This window comes from Acidovorax sp. Root219, from assembly GCF_001428665.1.
In the GTDB taxonomy this organism is placed as follows: Bacteria; Pseudomonadota; Gammaproteobacteria; order Burkholderiales; family Burkholderiaceae_C; genus Acidovorax.
Genome location: NZ_LMIJ01000011.1, coordinates 562,503 through 580,883 on the forward strand (window position 1 = coordinate 562,503; position 18,381 = coordinate 580,883).

Below are 18,381 nucleotides of genomic sequence, written 5' to 3' on the forward strand. Positions count from 1 at the left end.
GCAGCGCCGTCAATGGATTTCATGCAGGGCCAGGCCTGGCAGGTCCGGGCCATGGCGAGTACCCAACGGTTCAGGGCGTGTTAACAGGCCCTAGTTCAGCGAGATCCAGAGGTCGTCCCAATCGGTGGGCTGGAAACTGCCCTCGCGCCGCAGCACCTGCTGGTGCTGGCGGTTGAGCACATAGTGCGTGGGCCTGCGCGTGATGGCCCCGAAGCTGTCCTGGTGGCCTGGGGCGTTGCGCCAGGCGATGGGAAAGCGCTGCTCCGCCGGCACGGACACCTTGAGCAGGTCGATGTACTGCATGAAATCCGCGCTCTTGTCGTCCAGGTTCACCCCCAGCAGCACGAAGTCGCGCTGGCGGTTGTTGGTGTAGAACTCGCGCATCAGGCGCAGTTCGTTGACGCACAGGGCGCAGCCGGCGGTGAAAAAGCTCACCAGGCAGACCTTGCCCTTGAAGTCGGACAACATGACCGGCTTGCCATCGCTGCCGGTGCCTGACAGCTGGTGCTGCGCACCCTTTGCCGGCACGGGAGCGGGTGCGGGCTGCGCCCATGCACCCAGCTGGGTGGATGCCAGGGCCGATGCGGTGAAGGTCTGTAGAAACGCGCGTTTGTCCATCATCAGGGCCTGCAACAGGGAAGCGGTAAACCGGCGCCCCGCCAAGGCAGGGCGCAGGAGGAAAGACTCTCAGCCTCTCAGGCCGGGGTGGCTGGCGCGGCCTGCTCGGCGGCCATGGCCGCGATCACGTGGGCCACCGAGGCCGTGAGGCGCTTGGCATACGGCACATGCAGGAACTCGTTGGGGCCGTGGGCATTGCTCTTGGGGCCGAGCACGCCGCAGACCATCATCTGCGCCTGAGGGAAGCCTTCGCTGAGCATGTTCATGAGCGGGATGGTGCCACCCTGGCCGATGTAGCCGCAGGGCGCGCCGAAGTGCGCCTCTGATGCCTCGTTGAGCGCCCGCTCGAACCAGGGCGTGGTGGCCGGGGCGTTCCAACCCGTGGCACCGCCGCCGTGGTCGAAGGTGACCCGGGCCTGGTAGGGGGCGTTGTCCTCCAGCAGTGTCTTGAGCTCCTGTACGGCCTGGGCCGCGTCCACCAGCGGGGGCAGGCGCAGGCTGAGCTTGAAAGCGGTGTAGGGGCGCAGCACATTGCCCGCGTCCTGCAGGGCCGGAAAGCCTTCGGCCCCGGTCACGCTGAGCGTGGGTGTCCAGGTGCGGTTGAGCAGGGCCTGCAGCGGGTCGGTGGTGGTGGGCAGCGCAAAGGCGGTGGAGCCGCCGCAGTCGTAGTGCGCCCAGGGGAAGCGCCTGTACACCTCCTCGCCCAGGATGGCGGCGGTGGCACGCGCCTGGGCCAGGCGGTCCGCAGGCACCTCGCAGTGGAAGCTGGCGGGCAGCAGGCGGCCGGTGGCGCTGTCTTCCAGCCGGTCGAGCACCTGGCGCATGATGCGGAACGACGAAGGCACCAGACCCGAGGCGTCGCCTGAGTGGATGCCTTCGGTCAGCACCTCGACCTTGAGCGTGCCGCTGGCCATGCCGCGCAGGCTGGTGGTGAGCCACAGCTGGTCGTAGTTGCCGGCGCCAGAGTCCATGCAGACCACCAGCGCCACGTCGCCCATGCGGCTCTTCAAGGCATTGATGTAGGGCAGCAGGTCGCCCGAGCCGCTTTCCTCGCAGGTCTCGATCAGGCCCACGATGCGCGGGTGCTGCACGTTCTGGCGCTTGAGTTCCTGCACGGCAGCAATGCTGGCGTACACCGCATAGCCGTCGTCGGCGCCGCCGCGGCCGTAGAGCTTGCCGTCCTCGTACTTGGGTGTCCAGGGGCCCAGGTCGTTGCGCCAGCCCGAGAACTCGGGCTGCTTGTCCAGGTGGCCATACATCAGCACGGTCTGGGCCGAGGCGGGCGCGGTGGCGTCGATCTCGAAGAACAGCACGGGGGTACGGCCTGCCAGGCGCACGATCTCCAGGCGCAGGCCGGCCACCTTCTGGGCTTCGACCCAGGTGGCGGCATTGCGCACCACGGTGTCGAGCAGGCCCAGCTCGGCCCAGTCGGGGGCAAAGCCGGGCGACTTGGCGGGGATGGCGATGTAGTCGGTGAGCTGGCGCAGGATGTCGGTGTCCCACGCCTGACTCACCCGCTCGAGCGCCAGTGCGGGTTGCAGGGCGTGGGGGGGGACGCGGGCGTTCATGGTGGTGTTCCTCTGGCGGGATGGGATGAAACCGACATTCCAACACAACGCGCGCCAGCGCGCCACGGGTCAGTATTCAGACGTTGGCAGCGTCTCGGGATTGGAGTCGAGCGAGGAGGGTGACGAGGGCGGGTGCAGGGCCAAGGCCGCCTCCACCCGGTTGCGCCCGAGCTCCTTGGCCCGGTACAGGGCCCGGTCGGCGGCCGAGATCAGCATGTCCCAGCTGTCGCCCGGCTCCAGCCGGCCGCCGAAGACGCCAATGCTCACCGTGACGCTGATGTCCTTGCCCTCGTGCCGGTAGCGCGCGCCGGACACCGACTCGCACAGCTGGCGCGCCACCTGGTGGGCGCCGATCAGGTCGGTGTCGGGCAGCACCACGAGGAATTCCTCGCCCCCATAGCGGCTCACCAGGTCCTGTGATCGCAGGCGCTCGCGCAGCAGGTTGACCACGTGGCACAGCACCTGGTCGCCCACGGGGTGGCCGTAGTGGTCGTTGACGCGCTTGAAGTGGTCGATGTCCACCATCATCACCGAGATGGATTCGCGCGTGCGCACCGCGCGCGCCACGTCGCGGTCCAGCGCCGAGATGGCCGCGCGCCGGTTGGCCACGCCGGTCAGGGGGTCCAGCGCCGCCAGGCGGCGGTTGTTCTCGTCTGCCCGGTCCCGGGCCATGAAGATGAAGCCCATGGTGGCCACCATCAGCTCGATGAAGGTGGTGCTGAAGGTCAGCGTCTGCACGCCGCTGGACTGCATGATGCCGGTGGCCGGATCGTCGCTGCCGCCGATCACGGCCACGCGAACCAGGAACACCAGCGCCTGCAGGGCCAGGACCGCCATGACCAGCCAGGCGCCGCGGCCGGGCGTGGACCCGCGTCGCGAGAACAGGATCCACAGCGCCCACAGGTTCAGCGTCCCCAGCAGCAGCCCGGCCAGCACCACGCGCGCGGCATAGTCGTCGATGAACCAGGCCATGCCGGCGGCCATGAGCACCGGCGCGACCGCCATGGTGGGCCAGGGCAGCGGCCGGCCCTGGAATTGCAGCAGGGCCGCCGCCAGGCAGGTGAACATGCAGCTGAGCAGCACATTGCCCAGCACGATGGACAGCAAGGCATGGATGTGGCCGCGCGATGCGAACAGGGCATAGGCCATGGCATTGAGCAGCAGGCCCAGGGCCCACAGCTCCACCCCTTCGCGGCGCTTGCCCCAGGTCACGACGGCCATCGCCAAGGCGGCCGCCAGCGATGACAGGATGATCATCACCAGCATGGTGGGCACGTCGGCAGTGAAGGGAACCATGGCGCTTAGTCGGGACGGGCGGCAAAGGCCGCAGGGAGTTCAGGATAAACGATGGCGCCGCCCACTCCCGTCAGAAAAAGTGCCGGCCACGCCTACTGCAGGGCGGGCACCTCCACCGCCGACAGGCCCAGTGCCGGCACGCCCGAGAGCTTGAATACCTGCACCGCGCCGGCCAGCCGGGTGGCCTGTTCGCGCAGGCTGTGCGCGGCGGCGGCCGATTCCTCGACCAGGGCGGCGTTCTGCTGCGTCATCTGGTCGAGCTGGTTCACGGCGGTGTTGACCTGGCCGATGCCGTCCGACTGCGCGCCCGAGGCGGCCGTGATCTCGCCGATGATGTGGCCCACGCGCTGCACCGAGCCCACGATCTCGTCCATGGTCGTGCCCGCGTTGTGCACCAGTCGCGCGCCCGATTCGACGCGCTCCACCGAGGCGTTGATCAGTTGCTTGATCTCCTTGGCCGCGTCCGCGCTGCGTCCGGCCAGGCTGCGCACCTCGCTGGCCACCACGGCAAAGCCCCGGCCCTGCTCGCCGGCGCGGGCCGCTTCCACGGCGGCATTCAGCGCCAGGATGTTGGTCTGGAAGGCAATCGAGTCGATCACGCCGATGATGTCGGCGATCTTGCGCGAACTCTGGTTGATCTCGCCCATGGTGGTCACCACCTCGCCCACCACCTGCCCGCCGCGCGCGGCCACTTCGGCGGCGGTGTTGGCCAACTGGTTGGCCTGGCGCGCGGCATCGGCCGACTGGCGCACGGTGGTGGTCAGATGGTCCATGCTCTGGGCCGTCTGCGCCAGGCTGCTGGCCGTGGCCTCGGTGCGGGCCGACAGGTCCTGGTTGCCGCTGGCGATCTCGGCGCTGGCGGTGCCGATGCTGTCCACGGCGGTGCGTACCTGCTGCAGCATCTGCGTGTAGCGCTGGCGCATGCCCTCGACCTCCTGCACCAGCGCACCGATCTCGTCGCGCCGCGTGGTGTGGAACACCTGCGTCAGGTCGCCCTGCGCCACCAGGGTGATGGCCTGGGTCAGGTCGCGCAGCGGGCGGCTCACGCCGCGGCGCAGCATCAGGAACAGGCCCACGGCCAGCAACGCCACGGCCACCGCCATCAGCGCCCACACGGCCAGGGTCACGCGGCGCTGGCCGGCCATGGCCTCCCCGTAGGGCACCTCGGCCACCACCCACCAGCCGCCAGCGGTCTTGCGCACCAGGGCGAAGGGGTCCTCTGCGCCTTGGCCCAGCAGCGGCACGGCCTCGCGCACATAGCCGTCCTGCGAGGCGGCCAGCGCCTCCAGGAACGGGCCGGCCTGGGGGTAGGCCTCCAGCACGCGCTTGCCGCCGGCGCTCGGGTGGTAGACGAACTGGGCCTTGTCCAGCCCGGCGCCGGGGTTCACCACGTAGGTGCCGCCATGCTCGAAGAAGCGCGTCTGCGCAACCTGCTTTTGCAGCATGGTGTGGAACACGCTGATGTCGTTGCCGATGAACAGCACGGCGGTGACCTTGCCGGCACCGTCTTTGGTCGGCAGGTAGTGGCCCATGTAGGGCTTGCCGCCCACCACCGTGACGCCGGTGTAGGGCTCGCCCTTGCTCACGGCCGCATAGGCCGGGTCGGTGCGCGCCAGCGGCGTGCCCTGCTGGCGCTCGCCCTTGTCGTTCTTGACCGAGGTGGTGATGCGCATGAACTCCTCGCCCTTGCGCGCGAACACCGTGGCGATGCCCCCGGTCTCGTTGGCAAACTTGTCCACCGAGCCATAGTCCTCGTTGACCAGGGCGCCGTAGCTGCGCAGCTCGCCCGTGGCCTCGTCCAGGTGCATGGCCGCGTCGAAATAGCGCTGGAAGCCCTTCATCGTGAGCTGCACCAGTTCGCGGTTGGTGTTGTCGGCTGCGTCCAGCGACTGGGCCACGCTCTGCGCGGTGTCGCCCACGCTGGCGATCAATTGGGCGCGCGTGTTGCGCTCGGTCAGCACGGCGATGGCCAGGCCCACGAGCACCATGACCAGCGCCACCAGGGCAATGGCCATGAGCGTGACCTGGCGCGCGACGGAACGGTTGTTGGCAAGGGGGGCTGACACGGGGTTTGTCTCCTGAAAGTGAATGCGCATTGCCGGCTGTGCCGGTCTGCGTTCACTCTAAGCCCGAGTGCCTGTTACATTTATTCACGCATTCCCTTACGCAGAGCTGCGTACCACACCTGCTTAGCCGGGAGTCAGTGGCCTGATTGCGTCCTCTCAAGCCATCCGAGGCCTTCGGAGGTGCCGGCGGCCGGCCGGTACTCGCAGCCCACCCAGCCGGCGTAGCCCAGGCTGTCGATCAGGTCGAAGAGGTAGGGGTAGTGCAGCTCGCCCCGATCGGGCTCCTGGCGCTCGGGCACGCCCGCCACCTGCAGGTGCGACACGCGGCCCGTGGGCAGGTAGCGGCGCAGCTTGCTGGCCACGTCGCCCTCCACGATCTGGCAGTGGTACAGGTCCATCTGCACCTTGAGGTTGTCCATCTGCGCCGCGTCGAGCAGCTCATGGGCATGGTCCTGGCGGTTCAGGAAGTAGCGCGGCATGTCGCGCAGGTTGATGGGCTCGATCAGGATCTCGCGCCCGCTCTGCGCCGCCTCGGCCGCCGCCCAGCGCAGGTTGTCCACGCACAGGCCCTTGAGCGATTCGCGCTCGACCCCGGCCGGTACCATGCCCGAGAGCACGTGGATGCGCGGGCAGCCCAGGGCGTCTGCATATTCCAGCGCTTCCTGCACGCCGCGGCGAAACTCCGCCTCACGCCCCGGCAACGCCGCCGTGCCGCGCGCCTGCTGCTCCCAGGCCGTGGCCATGCTGGCGCGGTCGGTGCCGCTGGGCGGGGCGTTGAGCAGCACCATCGCCAGGCCGTTGTCGGCCAGCCGCGCCGCCAGCTCGATCGGGGCGAAGGCATAGGGGAACTGGCATTCCACCGCAGCAAAGCCGTCGCGTGAGGCAGCGGCGAAGCGCGCGAGGAAGGGCAGCTCGGTGTACATCAGGCTCAGGTTGGCGGCGAACTGGGGCATGGTGGTGGGCAAAAGGTGGAGGGCCAGGACGTGCGTAGGCTACTATTTTGCGGTGGAGCCATCCCCTCCACCGCCCACCCCCTTCAGGAACCCTCCCCATGCGGATCGGAGAACTTGCCCAACGCACCGGCACCACGCCCAAGGCCATCCGCCTGTACGAGGCGCGCGGCCTGCTCGGCACGGTGGCGCGCGACGGCAGCTACCGCCACTACGGCGAGGGCGACGTGGCGCGTGTGCAGCTCATCCGCCAGGCGCAGGGTCTGGGGTTCAGCCTGGCGCAGCTCGATGGGCTGCCTGATCTGCACAGCAGTGCCGGCTGGGCGCGCATGGCCGGTCTGCTGGCAAAGCGGCGCGCGGCGCTGGCGCAGGAGATGGCGCGCCTGGTGGTGCTCGACGGGCAACTGGCCGCTCTGGAGGCCGAGCTGTACGCCTGCGATGCCATGGCGGCCCCCGCCACGCCGCAGGCCTGCGCCGCACCGGATGTGCCCGTGGGCCCATTGCGCCAATTGGTCCCCGTGGGCCACGCCACCGCCTGACGCCGTTTTTTACCGGAAAGCCTGATCCCGCTGCTTGACTCTGCCCCGTGGGGCAAGGTGAACATGGGGAACTCAACCACTTTTCGGGAGTTCTCGTGGCGCAACGCATTCTGGTCATCCTTGGCCACCCTGCCCTCAACAGCCTGTGCGCAGGCATGGCGACCGCCTACGCCGAGGGCGCGCAGGCCGCCGGCGCCGAAGTGCGGCGGCTGGACCTGTCCACCCGGCACTTCGACCCCCTGCTGCAGGCCGGGTACCGGGGCGAGCAGCCCCTGGAGCCCGACCTGCTGGCTGCCCAGGCCGACATCACCTGGGCCGAGCACCTGGTCTGGGTCTACCCCAGCTGGTGGGGCGCCATGCCGGCGCTGTTGAAGGGTTTCATCGACCGGGTCTTTTTGCCCGGGTATGCCTTCAAGTACCGCCAGGGCTCGTCGCTGTGGGACAAGCTGCTGGCGGGCCGCACGGCCGAGTTGCTGGTGACCATGGACTCGCCGCCCTGGTACTTCCGCTGGGTCACGCGCATGCCGGGGCACCATCAGATGAAGAAGGCCATCCTGGAGTTTTGCGGCATCCGGCCGGTCAAGGTGCGCAGCTTCGGCCCGGTGCGCACGGCCGATGCGAAACGCCTGGGCGCATGGGTGGCGCAGGCGCGTGCGCTGGGTGCGCGGCAGGGTGGACGCGCGCCGGCTGCCGCCACGGCGTCCTGATTATTTCCCGGTGAACGCCTGCACGGCGGCGCGGCCCACGGCCGAGTCGTCGGTAAAGAAGCCGTCCACGCCCGCGCGCAGGTAGGCAGTGATCTCGGCCACGCTGTCACCTCGCGCATTGGCGTCGCTGGACGGGGCCTTGCGCAGGCTGGCGGGCAGGAAACTGTTCTCGGGCCGCAGGGTCCAGATGTGCACTGCCAGGCCCGCCGCGCGGGCGTTGGCCACCAGTGCCGTGGGCTCGCCGGGGGCACCGTCCTTCACTGGCACCACCAGTGTCTTGTAGGGGCCGACGGCATTGGCGTAGGTCGCCACTTGCCTGAGGCCCTCGGCCGTGACCAGGTCGGCATAGCTGCGCGTGTTGGCAGCGCCCTGGGCGACAAAGTCGTAAGGCCGGCCTGAGGGCGCCACCAACTGCACCAGGCGCACCGTGCTCAGCTTGCGGATGGCCTGCAGGTTGGCCACCTCGAAGGATTGCACGAACACCGGCGCGTCCTTGTGGTTCCAGCCGTTCTTTTCGAGCACGGCAAGCAGCGGTGCTTCCAGCGGCTGGCCGATGGACTGGAAGTAGGTCGGGTGCTTGGTCTCCGGGTAGATGCCGATGGTGCGGCCGGTCTTGGCGCTCTGCGCCTTGGCCAGGTCGATCACCTCCTGCAGCGTGGGGATCTCGAACTGGCCGTTGTAGGCCACGTTGGCCGGGCGCTGCGCCGGGATGCGTTCACGCGCGCGCAGGGTCTTGAGCTCGGCCAGCGTGAAGTCCTCGGTGAACCAGCCGGTGATGGCCTGGCCGTCGATGCTGCGCGTGGCCTTGCGCGCCGCGAACTCGGGGCGGTCCACCACGTCGGTGGTGGCTTCCTTCACCGAGCCGTCGGCGTTGAGGATGGCGATGGCGTTCTCGTGCCGGGCCACCAGCACCCCGTCCTTGGTGATCACCAGGTCCGGCTCGATGATGTCGGCACCGTCGTCGATGGCCTTCTGGTAGGCCGCCAGCGTGTGCTCCGGGCGCAGCGCCGAGGCGCCGCGGTGCGCGATCACCGTGGGGGTGGGCGGCCAGGCCTGCTGGGCGGCGGCGCCCAGGGCCAGGGTGGCCATGGCGGCAGCGAGAAAGGTTTTCAGGGGGGCGAGGTGCATGGGGTTCTCCGGGGCGGTTGTCGCAAGCCCCGCACCATAAACCCCTTGCGTGACGCGCGCATGGCGCCCCGCCCGGTGCGGGCTTGGACCAGGTTCTCAGGCGTGCTCGAAGTGGAACACCGCCGTGCCCGCCATCACGTTGGGCAGCACGCGCACCTCGCGCCCATCCTGCAGCCCGAAGGATTCGAGCACGCGCAACTCGTTCTTGTGCGCCAGCACCTCGAAATCCTTGTAGGTGCCCACGCGGATGTTGGGCGTGTCGTACCACTGGTAGGGCAGGCGCCGCGTGACCGGCATGCGCCCGCGCAAGATGGACAGGCGGTTGGGCCAGTGCGCGAAATTGGGGAAGGCGACGATGCCGGTGCGGCCCACGCGCGCCGTCTCGCGCAGCATCACCTCGGCGTTGCGCAGGTGCTGCAGCGTGTCGATCTGCAGCACCACGTCGAAGCTGTTGTCGCCGAACATGGCCAGGCCCTCGTCCAGGTTGAGCTGGATCACGTCCACCCCGCGGCGCACGCAGGCCAGCACGTTGGCGTCGGCGATCTCGATGCCGTAGCCGCTGCAGCCGCGCTCGCGCTGCAGGTAGGACAGCATGGCACCATCGCCGCAGCCCAGGTCGAGCACGCGCGAACCTGCGGGTACCAGGCGCGCCAGCGCCTGCATGGTGGCTTTCTCGGTCATGCGTGGTGCTCCTTGGCAATGGCGTCGAAATACGAGCGCATGGTGTCCATGTAGCGCGGGTCGTCGAGCAGGAAGGCGTCGTGCCCGTGCGGCGCGTCGATCTCGGCGTAGCTCACGCGGCGGCGGTTGTCGAGCAGGGCCTTGACGATCTCGCGGCTGCGCTGGGGCGAAAAACGCCAGTCGGTGGTGAAGCTGATGAGCAAAAACTTCGCCGTTGCGCGGGCCAGCGCCTGCGTGAGGCTGCCGCCGTACTGCAGCGCCGGGTCGAAATAGTCTAGCGCGCGGGTGATCAGCAGGTAGGTGTTGGCGTCGAAATACTCGCTGAACTTGTCGCCTTGGTAGCGCAGGTAGCTCTCGATCTGGAACTCGATGTCCTGGGTACTGTATTTGGGCGTGAGGCCCTCGCGCAGCTGGCGCCCGAACTTCTCGTTCATCACGTCGTCGCTGAGGTAGGTGATGTGGCCGATCATGCGCGCGATGCGCAGGCCGCGCTGCGGGATCACGCCGTGGCGGTAGAAGTGGCCGCCGTGGAAGTCCGGGTCGGTAACGATGGCGCGGCGCGCCACTTCGTTGAAGGCGATGTTCTCTGCCGTAAGGTTGGGTGCGCTGGCCACCACCACCGCATGGCGCATGCGCTCGGGGTACTGCAGCGTCCAGCCCAGGGCCTGCATGCCGCCCAGGCTGCCGCCGAGCACGGCGGCCAATTGGGTGATGCCCAGGCGGTCGAGCAGGCGGGCTTGGGCGTTGACCCAGTCCTCCACCGTCACCACCGGGAAATCGGCGCCATAGACCTCGCCCGTGTCCGGGTGAGTGTGCATGGGGCCGGTGGAGCCGAAGCACGAACCCAGGTTGTTCACGCCGATCACGAAGAAGCGGTTGGTGTCCACCGGCTTGCCCGGGCCGATCATGTTGTCCCACCAGCCCTCGCTGCGCGGCTGGCCTTCATAGACGCCGGCCACATGGTGCGAGGCATTCAGGGCATGGCAGACCAGCACGGCGTTGGAGCGCTCGGCGTTGAGCGTGCCGTAGGTTTCGTAGGCCAGCACGTAGTCGCGGATGGATGCACCGCTCTGCAGCGGCAGCACCTCCTCGAAACGCATGGACTGGGGTGTGGCAATGAACGACATAAAAAAACCCGGCATCGCTAAAAACGAGGCCGGGGTTTGGGTGTCGGTCGGGTCTTTAGCAGAATTTATAAAGCGCCCGCAAGCTATGGCAAATCGGCGCGAGGACAACTATACCAAAGCCGGGCGCCGGCCGCACTCCCTCAGGAAGAGGCCAAGGGCGCGAACAGCGCGATGCCGCCCAGGACCAGGAAGATGCCTGCGGACACCAGGTGCACCGCACGGATCGGCACGCGCCGTGTGATGCGCTCGCCCAGCCACACCACGGGGGCATTGGCCAGCATCATGCCGAGCGTGGTGCCCATCACCACCCACAGGTAGGCGTTGTACTGGGCGGCGAGCATCACGGTGGCGATCTGGGTCTTGTCACCCATCTCGGCCAGGAAGAAGGCGATCAGCGTGGTGCCGAAGACGCCCCAGCGCGGGGTGCCACCGGTCTCTTCCTCGTCGAGCTTGTCGGGGATCAGCATCCAGATGGCCATGGCGATGAAGGATGCGCCCAGGATCCAGCGCAGCATCTGCGGTCCCAGCATGGTGGTGACCCAGGCGCCCAACGCGCCGGCCAGGCCGTGGTTGGCCAGCGTGGCGACCAGAATTCCGAGGACGATGGGCCAGGGTTTGCGGAAACGGGCAGCGAGTACCAGTGCCAGCAGTTGGGTCTTGTCGCCCATCTCGGCAAGGGCGACGATGGCGGTCGAAACGAAGAAGGCTTCCATGGGGTGGGGTCAATCCGGCCGGATTGTTATGAGACGCACATTGACTGCACCCCGACTCCGGCCATTGGATCGGCATGCAGTCAATGGTCTCGCCCAGCTCAAGAACCGCATGCACCATAGGTTTCAAGGAACCCAAGTATGTTGACGCATGCCCCCGGCGCATGTTGCGACCGGGCGGGCTACTCCCCAAAGACGCTGTGATTGTATACGAATCTAAGGTGAAACCCTGCCCACCCCCGGTGGATAAAAAGCAGGCCTTCGGAGCGTTTGCTGAAATAAAACCCCACAAGCGACAAAAGTGATTAATAATGACTTCGCTTTTCTGCTTAGCAGCAAGGCAGTTAGGTTAGCGGTGAATGGTCAGTTTCGCGTCTTTGAAGTCGTCACAGGTTTGTTGATTGCGTCGGGCTCCATCGCGTTTTCATGTTTTTTCAGGAGTCCTTCATGGGCAACAAACTTTACGTGGGCAACCTGCCCTACAGCTTCCGCGACGAAGACCTGCAGCAAACCTTCAGCCAGTACGGCTCGGTTGGCAGCGCCAAGGTCATGATGGAGCGCGACACCGGTCGTTCCAAGGGTTTCGGCTTTGTCGAAATGGGCAGCGATGCCGAAGCACAAGCCGCCATCCAAGGCGTGCATGGCACCAACTTCGGTGGCCGTGACCTCGTGGTCAACGAAGCCCGCCCCATGGAGCCCCGCGCTCCCCGTAGCGGTGGCTTCGGTGGCGGCGGTGGTGGTGGCGGCGGCTACGGTGGTGGCGGCGGCGGCGGTTACGGCGGCGGCGGTGGCGGCCGTAGCGGTGGCGGCGGCGGTGGTGGTTACGGCGGTGGCCGTAGCAGCTACTAAGCAGCGCACACCCGTCCCGGCAGGCTTTGCCTGCTGACGACAAAAACAAGGAGCCTTCGGGCTCCTTTTTTCATGCCTGCGGCATTGTCACCACACCGGGCCCGGGGCTGTCATGCAGCTTGCTTTTTTGGGAAATTTGTGGCGCATAATGGGTTGGCGGGCTTTTGCCCGTCTCAAGTTTGCGGTGATCCGTCAGTTTCGCGCTGAGAGCGTCATTGAGATTAGCTGGCTGCGGTATCGGGACTCCATCGCTTTATCCATGTGTTTTTGAGGAGTCCCTCGATGGGCAACAAACTGTACGTTGGCAATTTGCCGTACTCGGTACGTGACAGCGATCTGGAGCAGGCCTTTGGCCAATTTGGCGCAGTGACCAGTGCCAAAGTGATGATGGAGCGTGACACGGGCCGCTCCAAGGGTTTCGGATTTGTTGAAATGGGCAGTGACCCCGAAGCCCAGGCCGCCATCAACGGCATGAACGGCCAGCCCCTGGGTGGCCGCAGCATCGTGGTGAATGAAGCACGTCCGATGGAGCCCCGCCCACCGCGCAGCGGTGGTTTCGGCGGCGGTGGTGGCGGTTATGGCGGCGGTGGTGGTGGTGGCCGCAGCGGCGGCGGTGGCGGCTACGGTGGTGGCGGCGGCCGTGAAGGCGGTGGCGGTGGCTACGGCGGCGGTGGCCGTGAAGGTGGCGGCGGTGGTGGCTATGGCGGCGGTCGCGGTGATGGCGGCGGCGGTGGCGGCTACGGTGGTGGTGGCCGCAGCGAAGGCGGCTTTCGCAGCCCCTACGGCTCCGGTTCGCGCAACGGCGGTGGCGGCGGTGGCCGCAGTGGTGGTGGCGGCGGTTACGGCGGTGGCGGCAACGGCGGCTACTGAGCCCCATGCTCCCCAGCAACAAAGCCCCTTCGGGGGCTTTTTTCACGTCTGAAGCCTGCGAAGGAAGTGCCTTTCATGCTTCATGGCAAGGGCCGCCCCGCCGCGCTGGGGGACGGCGGGAAGCGACTCAGGGGGCTACTCGTCCATTCTGCGCTTGCGCGGCCGCCCCGCCAGTGCCTTGTCGAACACCACGTTGGGCAGCAGGCGCATGAGTTTGGCGACCACCCCCATCTGCCAGGGGATCACGCGGTAGGTGGCGCCTGCAGTGATGGCCCGGAATGCCCGCTCGGCAAAATCCCCGGCCTTCATGAGGAAGGGCATGCCATAGCGGTTGTGCTGGGTCAGCGGCGTGTCGATGTAGCCCGGCGAGATGGTGACCACGCGCACGCCATGGGGCCGCATCTCGCCGCGCAGGCTCTCGCAGTAGCTGATCACCGCCGCCTTGCTGCCGCAGTAGGCGCCATGCCCGGGCAGTCCGCGGATGCCGGCCACGCTGCCGATGCCCACGAAGGTGCCGCTCTTGCGCTGCACCATGGCATCGACGAAGGGGTGGAAGGTGGCGGCCATGCCAATGTTGTTGGTGGCAAAGGTGCGGGCCATGACGTCGATGTCGCCACGCACCGCCGTGTCCATGCCCACGCTGATGCCGGCATTGGCGATCACCACGTCGGGCGTGCCCTGGCGCACAAGGCAGTCGCGCCCGGCGGCGACGATGCTGTCCACCACCGAGACGTCGGCGCTGTAGATCTCATAGTCTGCAGGGTCGATGCCTTGCGCGATCGCCCAGGCCTTGACCTCCTCGGTGCGGCGCGCCACCAAGGCCAGGCGGTAGCCCGCCTGGTGAAAGCGCAGGGCCAGGGCCTGGCCGATGCCGCTGGAGGCGCCGGTGATGAAGGCCAGTAGTGGTTGCTGCTGCAGGGTCATGGGGGCTTTGGTGGTGGGGTGGGATGCGCCTGATGGCGGCGCCTACAGCGGGTTACTTGGCGGCGCCGGGCATGAGCAGGCCCTTGACCCGGCCGTGCAGCTGCAGCACCTGGTCCAGGTTGTCGTAGTCCATGCCATCGGCCGTGAAGCGGTCGTTGCCCCGGGTCAGGACCACCGGCTTGTCCGAGCGCACGCGCTCGGTCTGGGTGAAGGCGTGCAGGAACTCGCTGCGGAACTCCATGCGCGGCTGGGCGGCCACACCGGGGCGGGCGGGCAACGGCTCGCGCGTGACGATGGCGTTGCCGAACAGCTGCACTTCGCTGCCATCGGCATTGCTCAGGGCCCGGTTGGCCGTGGCCAGGGTCAGGCGCCCGTCGATGGCCACCGAGCGCATGCGCGCCAGGTCGATCTCCAGGGTGTCCGTGTCCGGGAAGTGGCGTGCAAGGTCGCCCTGCACCTCGCTTTGCAGTCGGCCCTTGGCATCGAAGCTCTTCACCGAAAAGGCCTTCATCGAATAGTCGGGCTGGTTGCTCCGGGCCTTCTCGGCGGCCGGGGCCAGGGGCATGGGGGCATTGCGCACCAGCCACCAGGTGCCCAGGGCCATCAGGCCCATGATCAGCACCGGCAGGTACAGGGTGATGCGCTCCCAGCTTTGCTGGAGCATGCGGCGGCGGCTCATGGGCGGCCTCCTGCCTGTGGGGCTGGCGTGGTGGTGCAAAGGTGCATGGGAGAAGTCGTCATGCCGTGTAGTCTGCCAGCAGGCGGGCGTAGTGTCCCGTGGCCACGAGCAGCAGATCGCAGAACTCGCGTGCAGCGCCATCGCCACCGCGCGCAGCAGTGATGTAGTGGGCGTTCTGCCGCACCTCGGCCTGGGCGTTGGCCGGTGCGCAGGCCAGGGCGCTGCGGCGCATCACCGGCAGGTCGGGCCAGTCGTCGCCTATGGCGGCGGCCTGCGCCCAGGACAGGCCCAGGCGGGCCAGGATGTCCTCGGCCGCAGGGCGCTTGTCCTCGGTACCAAAGACCGCATGCTCCACACCCAGGGCCTTGAGGCGCACGCGCAGCGGGGCCGAGTCGCGCCCGGTGATCACGGCGGGGGTGATGCCCGCCTTCTGCAACAGCTTGAGGCCGTGGCCGTCCAGGGTGTTGAAGCGCTTGATGGTTTCACCGGCGTCGGTGAACAGCAGGCTGCCGTCGGTGAGCACGCCGTCCACGTCGAAAAACGCCACCCGCACGCCTTGGGCGCGCAGTAGCAGCTCGGGTGCGAAGTTCAGGGCCGGCTGTACGGAAAGAGGGGTCGCCATGGCTCAGATCACCTTGGCGCGCATCAGGTCGCCGATGTGCACCACGCCGACGAGCGCACCGGCGGCATCCACCACCAGCACGCTGGTGATGCCATGGGCCTCCATGAGCTCGGCGGCGTCCACGGCCAGGGCATCGGGGGCAATACGCCGGGGCGATGGGTGCATGACCTCGGCGGCGCTGGCGGCGCGCAGGTCGGCACCGGCCTCGATGCGCCGGCGCAGGTCGCCGTCGGTGAAGATGCCCAGGATCTGGCCGGCAGGGTCGACGATGGCCGATGCGCCCAGGCCCTTGGCGCTCATCTCGCGCATCAGCTCGCTGAACGAGGCCTCGGGTGCCACGCGCGGCACGTCGCTGCCCGAGCGCATGACGTCGCTCACATGGGTCAGCAGCTTGCGGCCCAGCGCACCGCCGGGGTGCGAGCGCGCGAAATCCTCGGGCCTGAAGCCCCGTGCATCGAGCAGGGCCACGGCCAGCGCGTCGCCCATGGCCAGCTGGGCCGTGGTGCTGGCAGTGGGGGCCAGGTTCAGCGGGCAGGCCTCGCGGTCCACGCTGCAGTCGAGCACCAGGTCGGCATGGCGCGCCAGGGTGGAGTCCGGGCCCCCGGTCAGGGCCAGCAGCGGAACCCCCAGGCGCTTGAGCACCGGCAGGATGGCCGTGAGCTCGCCGCTTTCGCCGCTGTTGGAGATGGCCAGCACCATGTCGTGCTCGGTCACCATGCCCAGGTCGCCATGGCTGGCTTCGCCCGGGTGCACGAAAAACGCCGGGGTGCCGGTGGAGGCCAGGGTGGCGGCGATCTTGCGGCCCACATGGCCGCTCTTGCCCATGCCCATCACCACCACGCGGCCGCGGATCGAGAGTGCCATCTGCACCGCCTGTGCAAAGCGCGCATCCACGCGGGAGGCCAGCGCGTTCAGGGCGGCGGCTTCGATGTCGAAGGTCTCGCGGGCCAGGCGCAGGGCCTGTTCGGCATCGAAGGGGGGGAGCACGGGGGCAACTGGCGTCATCCCACGATTCTATCGACCGGCCTGCCCGGGCTCGGATAGCATCAGCCTATGTCCTCACTCGCCCTCACCCTGCTCTACCTTCTGGCCGCGGTGCTGGGCGTGGTGGTCTGCCGCAGCCTGAAACTGCCGCCCATGCTGGGCTACCTGGCCGCAGGCGTGCTGATCGGTCCCCATGCGCTGGCGCTGGCCCAGAACTCCGAAGGGGTGCGGCACCTGGGCGAGTTCGGCGTGGTGTTCCTGATGTTCGCCATCGGTCTGGAGTTCAGCCTGCCCAAGCTGCGCGCCATGCGCCGCCAGGTGTTCGGCCTGGGGCTCATGCAGGTGGTGGTGACCATGACGCTGGCGGGCGGGGGCTCGCTGGTCCTTTCGCTGCTGGTGGGCGGGATCTGGGAGATGGGCTGGCAGACGGCACTGGCCCTGTCGGGCGTGATGGCCATGAGCAGCACCGCCATCGTGGTCAAGCTGATGGCCGAGCGCGCCGAGCTCGAAAGTGAGCATGGCCGCAATGTCATGGGCATCCTGCTGTTCCAGGATCTGGCCGTGGTGCCGCTGCTGGTGCTGATCCCGGCGCTGGGCTCCTCGCCCGACAAGCTGCTGGTGGCCCTGGCCTGGGCCCTGCTCAAGGCCACGGTGTTGGTGGGCCTGCTGCTCACCGGCGGGCAGCGCGTGATGCGCTGGTGGCTGACTCTGGTGGCGCGCCGCAAGAGCGAAGAGCTGTTCATGCTCAACCTGCTGCTGATCACGCTGGGCCTGGCCTGGCTGACCGAAGAGGCCGGCCTGAGCCTGGCGCTCGGGGCCTTCATCGCCGGCGTGCTGGTGTCGGAGACCGAGTACAGCCACCAGGTGGGCACCGACATCCGCCCCTTCCACGACGTGCTGCTGGGGCTGTTCTTCATCACCATCGGCATGATGCTGGACTGGCACATCCTGGTGGACCGCTGGGGCCTGGTGCTGGCGCTTCTGGTGGTGCCGATCACGCTCAAGCTGGTGGTCATCCTGGTGCTGGCGCGGGGCATGGGGGCGACCACGGGGGTCTCGCTGCGCACCGGGCTGTACCTGGCGCAGGCCGGCGAATTCGGCTTCGTGCTGCTGTCGCTGGCCCAGAACAACAACCTGGTGCAGCCCGCGCTCATGAACCCCATCCTCGCGGCCATGGTGCTGTCCATGCTGGCCACGCCCTTCCTCATCATGTACGCCAACCGCATCGTGATGAAGCTGGTGGCCAGCGACTGGCTGCAGCAATCGCTGCAGATGACGAGCATTGCGCGCAAGTCCATCAATTCGAGCAAGCACGTGATCATCTGCGGCTATGGCCGTTCGGGCCAGAACCTGGCGCGCATGCTGGAGCACGAAGGAATCCCCTACATGGCGCTCGACCTGGACCCGGACCGGGTGCGCCAGGCCGCCGCCGCTGGCGACTCGGTGGTCTACGGCGATGCCACGCGCCTGCAGGCGCTCATGGCCGCTGGCCTGGTGCGCGCCAGCGCCGTGGCCGTGACCTACATCGACGTGCCGGCCGCGCTCAAGGTGCTGGCCAACACCCGCTCCCATGCGCCGCAGGTGCCGGTGGTGGTGCGTACCCAGGACGACCTGCACCTGGACAAACTGCGGGATGCCGGTGCGACCGAGGTCGTGCCCGAGGCCATCGAAGGCTCGCTGATGCTCGCCAGCCACGCGCTGGCCCTGGTCGGCGTGCCCATGCGCCGCGTGCTGCGCCTGGTGCAGGACCAGCGCGATGCACGCTACAACCTGCTGCGCGGCTACTTCCACGGGGCCGACGACGACACCGTCAACGAGCGCGACCAGGAGCGCCTGGCCACCGTCACCCTGCCTTCGGGCTCCAAGACCCTAGGCCAGGCGCTGGGCGAGTTGGCCCTGCCGGCCATGGGCGTGCGCGTGGTCAACCTGCGCCGTGCCAACGGCCATGTGAGTGCTGCGGCGGACGATGCGGCGCTGGCCGAGGGCGACACGCTGGTGCTGTCGGGCCACCCCGCAGCGTTGAGCCTGGCCGAAGCCAGGTTGCTCAAAGGCTGACAGGCCGG

The 18,381-nt window shown here is 68.1% G+C and carries 18 protein-coding genes and 1 riboswitch; of the genes, 5 read left to right on the forward strand and 13 right to left on the reverse strand.

What is annotated here, in order from left to right:
* Nucleotides 1–90 precede the first annotated feature (90 nt).
* The 5 genes from ASE28_RS13385 to otnI form a co-directional block, all read right to left on the reverse strand.
* Nucleotides 91–621, reverse strand: a complete 531-nt coding sequence (locus ASE28_RS13385; RefSeq protein ID WP_057266939.1) for a TlpA disulfide reductase family protein — start codon at nt 619–621, stop codon at nt 91–93.
* Between the two features lie 74 nt (nt 622–695).
* Complete coding sequence (locus ASE28_RS13390; RefSeq protein ID WP_057266940.1) at nt 696–2,186, reverse strand: M20 family metallopeptidase; 1,491 nt, start codon at nt 2,184–2,186, stop codon at nt 696–698.
* 69 nt (nt 2,187–2,255) lie between these two features.
* Nucleotides 2,256–3,482, reverse strand: coding sequence for a GGDEF domain-containing protein (locus tag ASE28_RS13395; protein WP_057266941.1), 1,227 nt, complete (start codon nt 3,480–3,482; stop codon nt 2,256–2,258).
* Nucleotides 3,483–3,574: 92 nt separating this feature from the next.
* Complete coding sequence (locus tag ASE28_RS13400) at nt 3,575–5,548, reverse strand: methyl-accepting chemotaxis protein (protein ID WP_057266942.1); 1,974 nt, start codon at nt 5,546–5,548, stop codon at nt 3,575–3,577.
* Between the two features lie 134 nt (nt 5,549–5,682).
* Nucleotides 5,683–6,501, reverse strand: a complete 819-nt coding sequence (gene otnI, locus ASE28_RS13405) for a 2-oxo-tetronate isomerase (RefSeq protein ID WP_057200810.1) — start codon at nt 6,499–6,501, stop codon at nt 5,683–5,685.
* Nucleotides 6,502–6,599: 98 nt separating this feature from the next.
* Between otnI and ASE28_RS13410 the strand changes: the two genes are divergently transcribed.
* Together ASE28_RS13410 and ASE28_RS13415 are read left to right on the forward strand one after the other, a co-directional pair.
* The gene (locus tag ASE28_RS13410) at nt 6,600–7,037 is read left to right on the forward strand and encodes a MerR family transcriptional regulator (RefSeq protein ID WP_057266943.1); all 438 of its coding nucleotides are present in this window, start codon (nt 6,600–6,602) and stop codon (nt 7,035–7,037) included.
* A 95-nt stretch (nt 7,038–7,132) separates the two neighbouring features.
* Nucleotides 7,133–7,744: an NAD(P)H-dependent oxidoreductase gene (locus ASE28_RS13415; RefSeq protein WP_057266944.1), complete on the forward strand. Its 612-nt coding sequence runs from the start codon at nt 7,133–7,135 to the stop codon at nt 7,742–7,744.
* Here the strand turns inward: ASE28_RS13415 and ASE28_RS13420 are convergent, their stop codons facing one another.
* From ASE28_RS13420 to ASE28_RS13435, 4 genes are all read right to left on the reverse strand, one after another.
* Nucleotides 7,745–8,872, reverse strand: coding sequence for a glycerophosphodiester phosphodiesterase (locus ASE28_RS13420; RefSeq protein ID WP_057266945.1), 1,128 nt, complete (start codon nt 8,870–8,872; stop codon nt 7,745–7,747).
* Between the two features lie 96 nt (nt 8,873–8,968).
* The gene (gene metW, locus ASE28_RS13425) at nt 8,969–9,553 is read right to left on the reverse strand and encodes a methionine biosynthesis protein MetW (RefSeq protein WP_057266946.1); all 585 of its coding nucleotides are present in this window, start codon (nt 9,551–9,553) and stop codon (nt 8,969–8,971) included.
* A complete protein-coding gene (locus tag ASE28_RS13430) occupies nt 9,550–10,680 on the reverse strand; it encodes a homoserine O-acetyltransferase (RefSeq protein WP_057266947.1) in 1,131 nt (376 codons plus the stop codon). The genes metW and ASE28_RS13430 overlap by 4 nt, the downstream gene beginning before the upstream one ends.
* A gap of 140 nt (nt 10,681–10,820) precedes the next feature.
* Nucleotides 10,821–11,393: a TMEM165/GDT1 family protein gene (locus ASE28_RS13435; RefSeq protein WP_057200536.1), complete on the reverse strand. Its 573-nt coding sequence runs from the start codon at nt 11,391–11,393 to the stop codon at nt 10,821–10,823.
* Between the two features lie 22 nt (nt 11,394–11,415).
* Nucleotides 11,416–11,593: riboswitch (yybP-ykoY riboswitch) on the reverse strand.
* A 244-nt stretch (nt 11,594–11,837) separates the two neighbouring features.
* Here ASE28_RS13435 and ASE28_RS13440 point away from each other — a divergent pair.
* On the forward strand, nt 11,838–12,239 hold the full coding sequence (locus ASE28_RS13440) for an RNA-binding protein (protein ID WP_057200811.1): 402 nt from the start codon (nt 11,838–11,840) through the stop codon (nt 12,237–12,239).
* A 282-nt stretch (nt 12,240–12,521) separates the two neighbouring features.
* Nucleotides 12,522–13,109 carry an RNA-binding protein gene (locus ASE28_RS13445; protein ID WP_057200537.1) on the forward strand — a complete coding sequence of 196 codons (588 nt, stop codon included), beginning with the start codon at nt 12,522–12,524 and terminating at the stop codon, nt 13,107–13,109.
* Between the two features lie 135 nt (nt 13,110–13,244).
* Here ASE28_RS13445 and ASE28_RS13450 read toward each other — a convergent pair whose 3' ends face one another.
* From ASE28_RS13450 to ASE28_RS13465, 4 genes are read right to left on the reverse strand one after another with little or no spacing between them, the layout of a single operon-like run.
* Nucleotides 13,245–14,033 (reverse strand): SDR family oxidoreductase, encoded by a 789-nt coding sequence (locus ASE28_RS13450; protein ID WP_057200538.1) that lies wholly within the window; start codon nt 14,031–14,033, stop codon nt 13,245–13,247.
* 52 nt (nt 14,034–14,085) lie between these two features.
* Nucleotides 14,086–14,712 (reverse strand): LPS export ABC transporter periplasmic protein LptC, encoded by a 627-nt coding sequence (gene lptC / locus ASE28_RS13455; RefSeq protein WP_057200539.1) that lies wholly within the window; start codon nt 14,710–14,712, stop codon nt 14,086–14,088.
* 58 nt (nt 14,713–14,770) lie between these two features.
* Nucleotides 14,771–15,334, reverse strand: a complete 564-nt coding sequence (locus tag ASE28_RS13460) for an HAD family hydrolase (protein WP_057200540.1) — start codon at nt 15,332–15,334, stop codon at nt 14,771–14,773.
* 3 nt (nt 15,335–15,337) lie between these two features.
* On the reverse strand, nt 15,338–16,339 hold the full coding sequence (locus ASE28_RS13465; RefSeq protein ID WP_057266948.1) for an SIS domain-containing protein: 1,002 nt from the start codon (nt 16,337–16,339) through the stop codon (nt 15,338–15,340).
* Nucleotides 16,340–16,387: 48 nt separating this feature from the next.
* Here ASE28_RS13465 and ASE28_RS13470 point away from each other — a divergent pair, with 48 nt between their 5' ends.
* Complete coding sequence (locus ASE28_RS13470) at nt 16,388–18,373, forward strand: monovalent cation:proton antiporter-2 (CPA2) family protein (RefSeq protein WP_057200542.1); 1,986 nt, start codon at nt 16,388–16,390, stop codon at nt 18,371–18,373.
* Nucleotides 18,374–18,381: the final 8 nt, after the last annotated feature.